The sequence below is a fragment of the Asticcacaulis sp. genome, from assembly GCF_051956075.1.
Lineage (GTDB): Bacteria > Pseudomonadota > Alphaproteobacteria > Caulobacterales > Caulobacteraceae > Asticcacaulis.
In genome coordinates this window covers 49,298-63,155 of record NZ_JBQCGA010000043.1, presented here as the reverse complement: position 1 = coordinate 63,155, position 13,858 = coordinate 49,298, and the positions used below count along the sequence as shown (strand labels likewise).

Genomic DNA, 13,858 nt, shown 5'->3' with positions numbered 1-13,858 from the left:
CAGAGCGGTTGATTTTAGGTTAGCTGGCCGCCGCCGAAGCCGACGCGCTGGATGAAGCGGCGGCGGCGATCGCCGTGCCTTGCGCCTTCTTGCCCGGTTTCATGAACTTGACCAGCACGCGCTGACCGATCAGATAGGGCGCGTTGTCGGCGCTGACCACGACCTCGACCACGCGCTCGTCGGTGGCCTCGTTCTGGCTGTCGGACAGAAGCTTGCGCGCGCCGAAGGTGGCGGCGATGCGCAGGACGTGGCCGACATAGGTTTTGGTCGGGTCGTTTTCCGACACGATCTCAGCCTCCTGACCAATATGCACGTCGGGGATCGAGCTTTCGACGATTTCGGCGCGCACAATATGCGGGATGGCGGGCTCAAGGTCGAACATATCCGACACGTTCAGGGTCGAGGCGCCAGCGCCCGGATTGGCGTAGCGACGGATGATCTTGCCCGCCAGCGGCGCGCGGATCACGGTCAGGTCGAGATTGTATTCGGCCTGCGCCAGTTGCGCTTTCGCGGTCTGCACGGCGGCGAGTTGTGAATCGAGCGTCGCCTTGGCGGTGTCGATGGCGTCCTTCGCCTGATCGAGCTTCTGCTTGGCGACATAGTTTTCCGGCGCCAGCTTGGCCAAGCGGTCGTATTCGCGCTGCGCCGTGCGGATATTGACCTCGGTGAGCTGTTCGGCGGCGACGGCCTGATCGACCCCGGCCTTGGCGGTCTGCACGGCCAGACGCTGGGCGTCGTCCTCCTGCCGGGCCAGAACCTGACCGGCGGTGACGGTGTCGCCTTCCTGCACATAGACCTCCTGCACGATGCCGGCGGTGCGGGCGGCGACCTGAATCACCCCGCCTTCGACATCGACCTTGCCATTGGCGATGGCGGCGTAATTGCTTTCGGGAACGGTGACGGCGGCCTTGGCGTTCTTGCCGCCTGCGCCCGGTTTGGCGTGACAGCCGGCCAGGGCGGACGCGGCGGCCAGCAGGACAAGAGCGGAAGCGGTGACGAGTTTGCGAGACATGAAGGTTTCTCTTAGGCTTGCGAAGAACGGTCGATCATGTGATCGGAAAGGATCTTGCCGTCTTCCATGTGAATGATGCGGTCGGCATAGGCTTCGAGGCGCGGATCGTGGGTCACGACGATGACGGCGGCGTTGCGCGCCTTGGCGGCGTCGTGCAGCAGCTTGATCACCACCTGACCGGACACCGAATCGAGCGCTGAGGTCGGCTCATCGGCAAAGATCAGCTTCGGCTCTTTCGACAGGGCGCGGGCGATGGCGACGCGCTGCTTCTCGCCGCCGGACATTTCCGACGGACGCAGGCTGACTCGCGGCCCTAGACCGACCGATTCCAGCACGGCTCTGGCGCGTTTCTTCGCCTCGCCATGCGGCACCTTGCAGTATTTCAGCACCTGCTCAACCTGCTGCATGGCGTTAAGCGCCGGGAACAGATTGAAGCCCTGAAAGATGAAACCGCAGTGATCGAGGCGGAACCTGTCGATCTTGCCGCGCTTCTTCTTCCACAGGTTTTCGCCGAGCGCGACCACCTCGCCCTCGTCGGGCTTCATCAGGCCGGACAGGGCGGCGATCAGGGTCGATTTACCCGAACCGGACGGCCCCATGATCATGGTGACCTGACCGTGATAGGCGTTGAAATCGACATTCTTCAGCACCTGCTGTTTCGATTTGCCGATCTTGTAGCTCTTGCCAAGATTCTTGGCGTCGATGGCGATCTGTCCGGTCATCTCAGCAGGTCCGCGGGCTGGCTCTTCTTCAGGACGCCGAGCGAGAAGAAGCCCGACATGATGGCGATCAGCAGAAGAACGATGGAGACGGGAATGTCGATATAGAGCGGAAAGTCCATCGGGATGTTCAGCGACTTGGCGATCATGGAGATGCCCGCCACCAGAACGGCGGTCATGATCAGGCCGAATATGCCGACCCAGAAGCTGATCTCCATAATGATCAGGCGCAGACTGCCCATCGAGACGCCCAGAGCGCGCAAACCGGCAAATTCCTTGATATTGGCCAGAATGGCGGACTGCAGCGTCTGCCAGGTGATGACGATGCCGATAAAGGCGCCGACCACCACCGCAAAGCCGATGATCACCGAGATGCCGCCCTCTTTCAGCATGCCACGCTCGGACACCTTGGACAGGTCTTCGCGCGCCCACGCCTTATACTGGCCGCCGCCCATCTGGTTCAGTTCGGCCACCACCTGTTTGACGCGCTTCGGGTCTTTGATCTTGACCAGCAGGCCGCCGACGCGCGGCCCCTCATCGACGATGTTGAGCAGCTTGGCGGTCTGGCGCGAGGTGAAAACGATCGAGTTGAACATCGACGGATAGTCGTTGGTCGCGCCGCGCACCCAGATGGTCTGGCCGTTCATCTTGGCCTTGTCGCCGATCTTGACGCCCAGCTTGCCCTCGCTGGAGGAGTCGATGATCACCGCATAGGGTTCGGCGATGGTCTGCAACATGCGCTCGTCGAAATCGTTGGGGATGGTCAAGGAGCCGGGCGCAGGGTCGATGACCATGACCTGCACGCCGTTGCCCTTGGCGGGCTGGCCGTCCTTGGGGAAGTTGGACCAGAAGGCCCAGCTTCCCGACAGGGGCATGACCTCGGTGACGTCAGGATGCTGATAGACGGTCGGGATCAGACGACGCGGCAGGCCGCTGTTATTGCCGAACAGGCTGTCGGAATCGGCGGCCAGCACCATGATCTCGGCGGGGGAACGGTCGATGGTGGCGGTAAACGCCTTGCCGACGCCCAGAAACATGCCGGTCATGGCCAGCACCATCAGCCCGGCGACCGCCAGGGCGATAATGGCGGCGAAATAGCGCCGCCACTCAAAAATTAGCGTGGAAAAAGCTAAGGACACAACTCCCCCTTCGCAATATGCGAACGTGTTGGCCCACCATCACGAAACTTGCCGCGCAGGTCCAATTAAATCGCGGTAAGGTTGGTTACGATATTGACATCTTATACGATGGTCACGGACGGCGCCCGTTTTCGAACAGGCTCAGGCGCGCCCGATGGAGCGTCTCACAAATCCGCGCGGGCGGCTAAGAAGTAAGCGACGCCCGACCAGACCGAGGCGATGGCCGCGATCAGCAGCAGGACATTGGCGGCGATAAAGCACGGCCCGTACCACTCCAGCGGCAGGCCGAAGGCGCCCCAGCTTTCGGCGATCAACAGGGCGGCCAGCGCCACCAGTTGCAGGGTGGTCTTGATCTTGCCCATGAAGGAGACCGGCACCTTGACCCCGCGCGCCGCGCCCGCTTCGCGCAGGGCGCTGACGGCGAATTCGCGGAACAGGATGAAGGCGGCGGGCAGGGCGAAGACCGGATCGCCGGTCTTGATGCAGAACAGGCCCAGAATCGTGCCGCAGACGAGAATCTTGTCGGCGATCGGATCGAGAATGGCGCCCCAGCGGCTTTCGGCGTGCAGCTTGCGCGCCAGTATGCCGTCGAACAGGTCGGTCAGGGCGGCGATGATGAAGATATAGACGCCCCAGCGCTGCAAGGCGTCCAGCACCTCGCTATTGACGTCGAGAAACGGAATGCCGCCGACCGCGCCCGCCAGCAGGACGAACATGACGACCCCGCCGATCAGACGGATCATGGTCAGGATATTGGGGATCGGATTGACGCTTTCGCCGGTCATGATGCTCGCCTGATAAAACTCGCGCGCATATTAGCCATCAAAGGCGCCGCGCCAAGCCTTTTATCCGATAGAGAGAAGGAATACGCGCCCTTCCCGCCCTTTTATCGGCGTGGCATTCGGGTGATGGAAGTCACCTTATATCCATGAGAGATTGCAGGCTTGGGTTTTAGTAAAGGCCGCCTTGGGCTCACAAACGAATATTGGCAAACCAGGTTGGAACCAGAAATTAACGATAAAAATCGACTTCGATTTCACCTTGAGCTTGGCGTGTGGGCTTCCATCCAGGCAACGACCTGTAGGTGGAGCAGGCTTTCGCGAACTATTTTTCCGCCGAACAGAGACCAGACATATGGTTGACGTAATCTGCTTCCGGCCCTAGCCCCATACTGGCGCGACGCTCATCCAATTTCGCCGGGTCTTCCGTTTCACCGGCGCTCCATTTTCCATTGTCGACACACTGCCCTTGTGACCCATATCGTGAGGGTTGCCCCGAATTGCGCGCCACGCGGTCAAAAAGGTACGCGTAATCTTGAGTGTTAACGTCCTTCGACCCCAGTAACGGCTCCATCATCGATAAGACATGCTTTTGAAAATCGATATCCCGGTCGGCATGTTGCACGAGGATGTACGCATCATGAGCCATGGCCGCACCGTCAGTCGAAAGTTTCGGCCACCCGTTTGCTGCTAAATCGGCTTTAATCCATTGAAGGTTGGCAAGGTCGGTATGGCACACCTGGTTTGCATCGTACAAGGCCATATAGGCCTGTCCTGCGGCGTTCAAGTCGGCAGCCCAAAGTCTGTGTTGTTGAAGGGCCGAAAAATTGTTCCTTTGAAATTGATCTTCGGCCGCCCGATCTGCCAATTCGCGCGCCCGAGATCCAGCAGCTAATGTTATTGCGCGCGCGGCAAGTGGGACGGAACTGTGGTCGTATATCGGATCGACCTTAACGCCGCTCATAACCTGATCATGGAGACGCTGTCGCTCCATGATGGCATTTGAAACCTGGTCGTCATTCGTTTTCCACTCTGAGTCATTGTTCGCAGCCTTGGCCAAATCGAGTCCGGTAGTGGCCTCATGATACCAAATCGGGAAATTGCAGATGCTTTGTCCAGGCTTCCATTTCTCACTCAGGGATGCTTTCGCATCCTCAAAAAGGCGCGCTTTGATCGCGTCGACGCCAGCGTTCCCGACCCGAACCTTTATCGCGTAATAAACACCCAGATCACTAGGCGGTGCTGCCTCCAACTCCGCGGCGATCGAGTCAGGAGTCCGAAGCGCAATTCCATTCTTTTCAGTGGAATGCGCCGCTGGTATTTGACCACACAAAAGTAGAGTTGCCGCGGTTATGACAGATGTAGAAAATTTCAAAACAATCCCCCTCTGATGTTCTGCGCGATCAATACGCAAATTGATAACGCCTTTTTGGGCAATTTTAAGGTCTGATTAAACAAAGCGGGCAATTTGACCGGTTGATAAGCGCTGTTTGACACGTCATTAACGGCCCGGTTTCGTCCACGTCACGAAACTTAAGCTAAAGTGTCTGCAAACCCGCAGAAGCCCAGAGCCTGCAAACCTCATCCCCCGTGGAAGAAGTCGTAAATCTTCTGCGCCATGCCCGCGCTTATGCCTTCGACGGTGATCAGGTCTTCGAGCCGGGCCTGCGATACGGCCTTGCCGGAGCCGAAGGCGGCCAGGAGGGCGCGTTTGCGGCGGGCGCCGATGCCTTCGATCTCGTCGAGCGGGTTCTTGGTGATCGCCGCGTCGCGTTTCTGCCGGTTGGCGCCAATGGCGTAGCGGTGGGCTTCGTCGCGCAGGCGTTGCAGGTAGTAGAGGACCGGCGACTTCGGCTCCATCATGAAGGGCGCGCGTCCGGGTAAGAAGAAACGCTCCAGCCCGGCGTCGCGGTCCGGCCCCTTGGCGACGCCGACCACCGGAATGTCATCGACGCCCAGTTCCGCCATCACCGCCAGCACGGCGTCGAGCTGGCCCTGCCCGCCATCGACCAGCACCAGATCGGGCCGCCCGAAGCCTTTTTGCGTCTCCGGCGCGTCCTTTTCCTTGATCAGCCGCATGAAACGGCGGCGGAAGACCTCGGCCATCATGGCGTAGTCGTCGCCCGGTTTCGTGTCGAGATCGCGGATGGTGAACTTGCGGTACTGGCCTTTCATAAAGCCTTCGGGACCAGCCACCACCATGCCGCCGACCGCATGCGTGCCGCCCAGGTGGGAATTGTCATAGACCTCAATGCGCACCGGCGCCGCGTCCAGTCCAAAAGCGTCCGCCACGCCCTGCAACAGCTTGGACTGCGCGCTGTGTTCGGCCAGACGCCGCCCAAGGGCCGCGCGCGCATTGTCGAGCGCGCGGGCGACCACGCCGTATTTTTCACCGCGCTGCGGCCGGGTGATGATCACCTTGCGCTCGGCCTTAAGCGCCAGCGCCTCCATCATCAACTCGTGTTCGTGCAATTCGTGCGAGACAAGGATCAGTTTCGGCGGCAGGCGGTCCTGATAGAACTGGCCCAGAAAGGTGTCGAGGATCGCGCCCGCATCGTCTTCGGCGTCAACGCGCGGAAAATAGGCGCGGTCGCCCCAGTTCTGGCCGGCGCGGTAGAAGACGACCTGCACGCAGGCCGAACCGCCTTCGTTGAAGACGGCGAAAACGTCGGCCTCCGGCTCGTTGAGATCGACCGAGGACGACATGGCGACGTGGCTGAGGGCGCGGATGCGGTCGCGTAAGTGACCGGCGCGCTCGAACTCCATCTCGTCCGAGGCCTGCATCATCTCTTTGGTCAGGCGGTCGATCACCGAACGGCTGCGTCCCTTGAGGAAGTCGTGCGCCTGCTGGGCCAGACCGTTATAGTCGGCGAGGCTGATCTCACCGGTGCAGGGGGCGGAACAGCGCTTGATCTGGTGCAGCATGCACGGACGGGTGCGGCCCGAATAGACGGCGTCGGTGCAGGTGCGTAAGAGAAACGCCTTTTGCAGCGTGTCGAGCGTATGGTTGACCGCCACGGTCGAGGCGAACGGGCCGTAATAGTCGCCGGGGATCGAATGGGCGCCGCGATGTTTGGTGATCTGCGGCGCTTCGTGGTCCTTGCGCACCAGAATCTCGGCGAACATCTTGTCGTCGCGCAGCAGCACATTATAGCGCGGCTTCAGCGCCTTGATCAGCCGCGCCTCCAGCAGCAGGGCCTCGCCCTCGGTCTGGGTGCGGATCAGCACCATTTCGTGCGTCAGCGCCACCATGCGCGCAATGCGCTGGGTGTGGAAACGGCCCTGCGCATATTGCAGGATGCGCTTCTTCAAGGACTTGGCCTTGCCGACGTACAGAACCTCGCCGTCATGGCCCAGCATGCGGTAAACGCCGGGCAGGTCGGGCGCCAGAGCGGCCTCGCGCTTGATCAGGGCGGGGCCGATGAGCTTGTCCTGCGGGATGTCGATGGCGATCTCGTCTTTACTCATGGATACAGCATTAGCATGACTCGCCGCTCATATATGGCGGCAGGCGGCGGAAATCATCCTCCTGACCAAGCGCGACTGTAACATTCTTCCGATCACGCCGCCGTGATTGTGATTTTGCGTTTGCGGCCTGATGTCGTAAACGGGCCGCATGTCCGAAGTTAAGAGTTCCATGCCGCGCGGCGAGATCAAGGCGCTGACCGGCCTGCGCGGCGTCGCGGCGCTTTATGTCGTGCTGTTCCACGCCAACGGCCTGCACGCCTTTCCTCAAATGGTGCGCCCGTTCGTGCATCATGGCTATATGGCGGTCGATCTGTTCTTCCTTCTCAGCGGCTTCGTCATGGCCCTGACCTATGCCGACCTGTTTCGCGACGGCTTCGATTTCGGCAATTTCAAAAAGTTTCTGCTGCTGCGGCTGGCGCGCATCTATCCGCTCTACATTCTGGTGACGCTGATTACGGCGGTGATGATCACCACGGTTCTGGCCGACACCTATCATTTTGACGACAATGTGCTGCGCGCCCTGCCGTTCAACCTGACCATGACGCATGTGTGGGGGCTGGCCTACGCCATCGTGCCGCCGTCCTGGTCGATCAGCACCGAATGGGCGGCCTATCTTTTGTTTCCGCTGACCATCATGGTCGCGGTGTGGCTGCCCCGGCGTTACGCAGTCGCTGGCGTCGGCCTCGCCTTCGCTGTGCTGGCCGCGGTCGCCTTCGGGCCGTACTGGATGACGCGCCATCACCACATGCACGGCACGCTCGACGTCGTGCATTCCTATGCGCCCGGCACGACGCTGCGCTGTCTCGCCTCCTTCTATATCGGTCTGGTGGCGTTTCGGTTCCGCGAGCGCATTCCACCCTTTGCGGCGATCCTGGCCCTGATCGCGGCGCTCGTCCTTTTGTGCTTCAAAAGCACCGATCTGGGCCTTGTCGCAGTCTTCGCGGTGCTGATCATGGCCCTAAGCCACGATAAGGGGCCGGTGGCGCGTGTGCTGCAAAACCCGGTCATCTACTGGCTGGGCATCGTGTCCTACGCGCTCTATCTGGTGCATGATCTGATCCAGAAGATCATTCTCAAATCCTTCCCGGCCTGGGGCCTGAGCGGCGGGTTGACGCGCGGCGAATGGGTGTGGGTGTCGGTGGCGGTTTCGCTTGGCGTCGCGGCGCTGGCGCACTATGCGTTCGAGAAGCCGTCGCGGCGCTGGGCGCGCGCCCTGTTCCTGCGCGACGCCAAGCCCGCCAGTCCGTCGCCGGTTCCCGCCGAATAGTTCACCACACCGGATCGGGCGCGGCGCCGCCAAGAGCTTCGCGGATGCGACGCGCAGACGCCGCATTCATCGGCTGCGGCAAGGCGTCGAGCGCGAAAAAACCGACGCCTCTGATCTCGCCATGCGACGTCATGTCGCAGGCCCGCCAGTCCGTGACGCGGAACAGCAACACATGATCGCCGGGGAAGAACGCCTCATTAGCGTGCACCGACAGAAGCTGCGGCGCGCCGACCGGATCGACGCCCGCCTCCTCACGCAGTTCGCGCGCCACGGCCTGATGCGCGGTTTCACCGCGATCCACCCCGCCGCCCGGCAGCCACCAGCCCGGCACATAGGTGTGTTCGATCAAAAGCACGCGGTTCTGTTCGTCCGTCACCAGAGCGCGCACACCCAGCGTCTTGCCGCGCGTCAGGCGCGACCAGAAAAAGAAAAAGGGCCGCGCCAACGGCTCAAGGCGGCGTTTCCATTTCGACATAGGCGCACCTTGCCGCGCGTCGCGTCGCGTCGCAAGCCTCTTGCCATCCGCAGACGGGCCGTTTAACCGTAGGGACGGAAACTGGAGTCGTCACATGCTCGCCATCGGTATTTTCGCCGCCTTCCTGGTCGTTATGGGCCTTCTGAACCTGGTCGATTTTGGGCGCCTTGACTAAAACCGCCCTCGTCACCGGCGCGGCCAAGCGGATCGGTCGCGCCATCGCTCTGAAACTGGCGCGCGACGGTTACGATATCGGCGTGCATTACGGTCGTTCGCGCGACGACGCTCTGGCCCTGGTCGCCAAGCTTGAGGCGTTGGGCGTGCGCGCCGCCGCCGTGCAGGCCGATCTGGCCGAGGTCGCCACGGTGACGCGCCTGATCGACGATACGCGCGCCACGCTGGGGCCGATTTCCGTTCTGATCAACAATGCCTCGGTGTTCGCCGACGACCGGGCGCGCAATCTGACGCTCGACTCATGGCGTTTGCATATGGACACCAACCTGCTGACGCCGGTGATGTTGTCGCAGGCCTTCGCGGCGCAGGCCGATCTGCCGGAACATGCCTCGATCATCAACCTGATCGACCAGCGGGTGCTGAAACCCTCGCCGCCGTTTTTCAGCTATGGCCTGTCGAAAGCGGGGCTGTGGCACGCGACGCGCACCCTGGCGCAGGCCCTGGCGCCGCATATCCGCGTCAACGCCATCGGCCCCGGCCCGACGCTGAAATCCATCCACCAATCCGAGCAGGACTTCGCCCGCGAAGCCCGCGCCACCCTGCTGCAAAAGCCGACCTCGCCGGAAGAGGTGGCCGAAGCCGCCGTCTTCCTGCTCAACGCCTCCAGCGTCACCGGTCAGATGATCTGCGTCGATTCCGGCCAGCACCTGACCTGGAAGACGGTGGATATGCTGGATTTATGATCTATTCTTTCTGTCCCGCTCTGCCTGTTGAGATGCGGACCACAAGGCGGTGGAAGAACCGATATAGAAAGAGAGGATATCCACAGATAAGTCAGATAAGCACAGATTATAGGATGAGCTATTATTTCTGTTCTTATTAGCGCAAAATCATCTATCATTGCCATAAACTCAGATTATCTGTGCTTATCTGGCTTATCTGTGGATGGACATCTACTTTTTCACCGCCGCCGCGTATTCCCCAGCAAACCTCGCACCAGCGAACCGGCGATGGCGATGCCGACGGAGCGGATGATCGGCACGGCGACGCGCTCGACGTTTTTGACCATTTCGGCCTGCGCCTTCTGTTTCGCCTTTTCGTCGGCGAGGCGCTGGCGTTCGGCGTCTTTTTCGGCCTGAACAGCGGCGCGCTGGGCGGCCTTGTCCTCAGCGGTCGGCGGCGGGGGCGGCGCGGACGCCGCAGCAGCGGCCAGACGCCCGCTTAAAACCTCGAAAGCCGATTCGCGATCGACCGCCTTGTCATACACGCCCGCTACCGGCGATGCGGCGATGATCTGGGCGCGCTCGGCGTCGGTCACCGGCCCCATGCGCGAGGCGGGCGGACGGATCAGGGTGCGTTCGGTGACCGTGGGCGCGCCCTTGGCGTCGAGCAGCGACACCAGCGCCTCGCCGACGCCGAGCTGCTGCAACGCCTCCATCGTGTCGAAGGCCGGATTGGCGCGGAACGAGGCCGCCGCCGATTTCAGCCCCTTCTGCTCGGCGGGCGTATAGGCGCGCAGGGCGTGCTGCACGCGATTGCCGAGCTGACCCAGCACATCGTCGGGCACGTCCGCCGGGTTCTGGGTGACAAAATAGATGCCGACCCCTTTGGAGCGGATCAGGCGCACCACCTGCTCGATCTTGTCCTGCAAGGCCTTGGACGCCTCGTCAAACAGCAGGTGCGCCTCGTCGAAGAAGAAGACGAGACGCGGCTTGTCCGGGTCGCCGACCTCAGGCAACTGCTCGAACAACTCCGACATCAGCCACAGCAGGAAGGTTGAATAGAGCTTGGGCGTCTGCATCAACTGGTCGGCGGCCAGCACATTGACATAGCCCTTGCCCGCAATATTGGTGCGCATCATGTCTTCGAGCCGCAGCGCCGGTTCGCCGAAGAACTGCGCCGCGCCCTGATTTTCCAGCGCCAGCAGATTGCGCTGGATGGTGGCGATGGTGGTCGGCGACACCTGGCCATAGGTCGCGCCGATTTCCTTAGAATTATCGCTTAAATATTTGAGCATGGCGCGCAGATCGGCCAGGTCGAGGAGCAGCAGACCTTCCTTGTCGGCGACGGAAAAGGCGATATTCAATACGCCTTCCTGCACGTCGTTGAGGTCCAGCATGCGCGCCAGCAACAGCGGCCCCATCTCGGAGATGGTGGCGCGGATCGGATGGCCCTTCTGACCGAACAGATCCCAGAACACCACCGGCGCGGCGGCGGGTTGCAGGTCGAGGCCCAGGGTTTGCGCCCGCGCCAGCAGCTTGTCGTTCGGCTGGCCCGGCATCGCAATGCCCGACAAATCGCCCTTCACGTCAGCGGCGAAGACCGGCACGCCCGCGTCGGAAAAGGCCTGCGCCAGAATCTGCAAGGTGATGGTCTTGCCCGTGCCCGTGGCGCCCGCAACGACGCCGTGGCGGTTGGCGCGACCGTAGAGCAGAAGCTCCGGCGACTTGTCGGCGTTCTGCGCCTGACCTACGAAAGCGCCTGTTGGATCGGCCATGATCAGTCTCCTCGTGAATCGGAAGACGGTTTTACCGCAGCGGCGCCAACCGCGCCAGCCTCGGCGCCAGCCAGTCGCGAATCTGCTTGCGCAGCGGCATTTCAAAATAGCGATAGCTGAGCCAGGCCAGCCCCATCGCTGCCGCCATAAAGGCCAGATAGGCGAGCGGTGACGAAAAGATATGCGCGCGCACTGGAAACGGCAGTCGCGACAGGAACAGCATCAACGTGATCTGTAAGGGAAAGTGGATCAGGTAGAGCGAATAGCTGATATCACCGATCCAGCTCCAGCGTTTCAGGTGATCCGTCTGCATCCACGCCTCGCGCCACGTTTCGCGCTTCAGGCCGAAAAACACCAGGGTCAGCGGTATCAGCACATAGGCGAAGCTGGCGATGGAAAGAAGCGCGGCGTGAACGCCCTGACGCGGCAGGCCTTGCGCGGCGCGCGCGGCCTGCTCCGCGCCCCACAGATTGTCATAGCCGCCCAGATAGGCCAAAGCCCACATCAGCGGCAGGGCCGCGCCCAGACCCCAGACGACATAACGACAGACTGGCTCGCGCCGTTTCAGCGCCTCGACCGCGTACCAGGCCAGACCGCCGAGAAAGAAGCTGGGCAGGCCGCGCACAAAATCGTTGGTCGGATCGAAGTGGATATATTTGAACAATAGCCCGGCCACGATCAACGCCAGCGCCGTCCACGCCGATTGCAGCCGGAAACGGCACAGGGCGAAGAAGACGATATAGAGAAAGACCTCAACCGAAATCGACCAGCCGGGGCCGTTGAAGGTCTGGTTGGCGTCGGGCGGCCATTGCTGGGCCATGACCAGGTTTAGGACGAAGTTCAGCCCGGTATTGTCGCTGTAGATATAGTCGTGACCGTACAGACTGCGAAACGCGGCCTGCGCCAAGGCCACGAAGATCAGGGTGACGAGATAGAGCGGGTAAAGCCGCGCAAAGCGCGCGATGGCGAAGCTGCGCAGGCCGATCTTGCGCGTCGCGATCGCCTCGGAATAGAGCCAGAAGAAGACATAGCCGGAGATCGAGAAGAACAGCTCGACGAAGAACTGGCCATAGACATAGACCGGCATGAGAATCTGATGCAACGGCATGTCGGTGTAATCGAAGCTGCCCGCATCGGTGAGGAAGAAGTGCTTGTAATGGAAGGTGACCACCACGATGGCGGCCAGTCCGCGCAGGACATCCAGCTCGTAAAAGCGGCGCTCCGGCTTCAGGCTCTCCCCCTGCGCGGCCACCTAGACCTTGCGCTCGACGCTGTAAACGGCCAGCGCCTCAAGCGCCTCGCGCCACGGCCCCGGCGCAAACACGCCAAGCGCGTCGCGCGCCGCTTTCGCATAGCCTTCGGCGACCTGACGCGCCGCTTCCAGCGCGCCGCAGCCGCGCATCAGGCGTTGCGCATGGGCGAAGTCGCCCGCCTTCTGCTCACGCCGACCGATGACGCGCGCCCAGAAATCCGCCTCGTCCTGCGTCGCCTGCATGGCCAGGATCAGCGGCAGAGTCGATTTGCCCTCGGCGAAATCGTCGCCCGCATTCTTGCCCAGCGCCTCGGCGGAGCTTTCATAATCCAGCACGTCGTCGCGGATTTGGAAAGCCAGACCGAGATAGAGGCCGTAATCGTAAAGCGCCTGAACGCGCGCCTCTTCGGCGCCCGCCGCGACCGCGCCGCTTTCCGACGCCGCCGAGAACAGCGCCGCCGTCTTGGCCGAGATGATCTCGATATAATCGGTCTGCGTCAGATTCAGATCGAAGGCCTTGCTCAGTTGCATGACCTCGCCCTGTGTGATCACCGCCGAGGCTTTCGACAGGATGCCCAGCGCGCGCAGATTGCCGGTTTCGACCATCAGCTCAAAGGCGCGCGCAAACAGAAAGTCGCCGACCAGCACCGAGGACGGCGCGCCCCAGATCAGGTGCGCGGCGACCTTGCCGCGGCGCAGGGACGAGGAATCGACCACGTCGTCGTGCAGAAGCGTTGCGGTATGGATAAATTCGACCGCCGCCGACAGGTTGTGGTGATGCTGATTGTCCGAGCCGCACAACCGCGCGGCGGCGACGCACAGAAGCGGACGCAGGCGCTTGCCGCCCGCCGAAATCAGGTGTTCGGCCAAGGCAGGAATCGTCGGCACGTCCGACTGCATCCGCTCAAGGATCAGCGCGTTGACGTCGGCCATATCGTCGGCGCACAGGGCGACCAGCGCGTTAACATCCGCCTTGACGTCCTTTGCGGGCGCCGGAGCGTTGTTTCCGGCGCGCACCGTTTCGAGATTGGCCGAATCCAATGCGTTAACTCCTGACTAAAACGCTTACGCCATAA

12 protein-coding genes are annotated in these 13,858 nt (G+C 61.8%); 2 read left to right on the top strand and 10 right to left on the bottom strand.

All coding sequences use genetic code 11. From position 1 onward, the window contains the following. Positions 1-19 precede the first annotated feature (19 nt). The 6 genes from ACTHLA_RS11240 to uvrC all read right to left on the bottom strand — a co-directional run bounded on the left by ACTHLA_RS11240 (position 20) and on the right by uvrC (position 7,117). Positions 20-1,012, bottom strand: a complete 993-nt coding sequence (locus ACTHLA_RS11240) for an HlyD family secretion protein (protein ID WP_440188906.1) — start codon at positions 1,010-1,012, stop codon at positions 20-22. A gap of 11 nt (positions 1,013-1,023) precedes the next feature. Continuing rightward, entirely contained in the window at positions 1,024-1,734 is a 711-nt protein-coding gene (locus tag ACTHLA_RS11235; protein ID WP_440188903.1) for an ABC transporter ATP-binding protein, read from the bottom strand. Next, the gene (locus ACTHLA_RS11230) at positions 1,731-2,870 is read right to left on the bottom strand and encodes an ABC transporter permease (RefSeq protein ID WP_440188900.1); all 1,140 of its coding nucleotides are present in this window, start codon (positions 2,868-2,870) and stop codon (positions 1,731-1,733) included. Before ACTHLA_RS11230 ends, ACTHLA_RS11235 begins: the two co-directional genes overlap by 4 nt. Positions 2,871-3,034: 164 nt before the next feature. Continuing rightward, entirely contained in the window at positions 3,035-3,655 is a 621-nt protein-coding gene (gene pgsA, locus ACTHLA_RS11225; RefSeq protein WP_440188897.1) for a CDP-diacylglycerol--glycerol-3-phosphate 3-phosphatidyltransferase, read from the bottom strand. A gap of 319 nt (positions 3,656-3,974) precedes the next feature. Then, positions 3,975-5,063, bottom strand: a complete 1,089-nt coding sequence (locus tag ACTHLA_RS11220; protein ID WP_440188894.1) for a DUF6624 domain-containing protein — start codon at positions 5,061-5,063, stop codon at positions 3,975-3,977. Between the two features lie 167 nt (positions 5,064-5,230). Then, positions 5,231-7,117, bottom strand: coding sequence for an excinuclease ABC subunit UvrC (gene uvrC, locus ACTHLA_RS11215; protein WP_440188891.1), 1,887 nt, complete (start codon positions 7,115-7,117; stop codon positions 5,231-5,233). Between the two features lie 148 nt (positions 7,118-7,265). Here uvrC and ACTHLA_RS11210 point away from each other — a divergent pair, with 148 nt between their 5' ends. Next, on the top strand, positions 7,266-8,384 hold the full coding sequence (locus ACTHLA_RS11210; RefSeq protein WP_440188888.1) for an acyltransferase family protein: 1,119 nt from the start codon (positions 7,266-7,268) through the stop codon (positions 8,382-8,384). 1 nt (position 8,385) lies between these two features. On the opposite strand, the gene ACTHLA_RS11205 is transcribed toward ACTHLA_RS11210, so the two are convergent. Next, positions 8,386-8,859, bottom strand: coding sequence for an NUDIX domain-containing protein (locus ACTHLA_RS11205; RefSeq protein ID WP_440188885.1), 474 nt, complete (start codon positions 8,857-8,859; stop codon positions 8,386-8,388). Positions 8,860-9,026: 167 nt separating this feature from the next. Here ACTHLA_RS11205 and ACTHLA_RS11200 point away from each other — a divergent pair, with 167 nt between their 5' ends. Continuing rightward, positions 9,027-9,776 carry an SDR family oxidoreductase gene (locus tag ACTHLA_RS11200; RefSeq protein WP_440188882.1) on the top strand — a complete coding sequence of 250 codons (750 nt, stop codon included), beginning with the start codon at positions 9,027-9,029 and terminating at the stop codon, positions 9,774-9,776. 218 nt (positions 9,777-9,994) lie between these two features. Here the strand turns inward: ACTHLA_RS11200 and ACTHLA_RS11195 are convergent, their stop codons facing one another. Genes ACTHLA_RS11195 through ACTHLA_RS11185 form a run of 3 tightly spaced genes read right to left on the bottom strand, consistent with a single transcriptional unit; the run spans position 9,995 to position 13,823 of the window. Continuing rightward, entirely contained in the window at positions 9,995-11,530 is a 1,536-nt protein-coding gene (locus ACTHLA_RS11195; RefSeq protein WP_440188879.1) for a helicase HerA-like domain-containing protein, read from the bottom strand. Between the two features lie 31 nt (positions 11,531-11,561). Beyond that, a complete protein-coding gene (locus tag ACTHLA_RS11190; protein WP_440188876.1) occupies positions 11,562-12,782 on the bottom strand; it encodes an acyltransferase family protein in 1,221 nt (406 codons plus the stop codon). Next, the gene (locus ACTHLA_RS11185; RefSeq protein WP_440188873.1) at positions 12,783-13,823 is read right to left on the bottom strand and encodes a polyprenyl synthetase family protein; all 1,041 of its coding nucleotides are present in this window, start codon (positions 13,821-13,823) and stop codon (positions 12,783-12,785) included. Between the last annotated feature and the right edge of the window lie 35 nt (positions 13,824-13,858).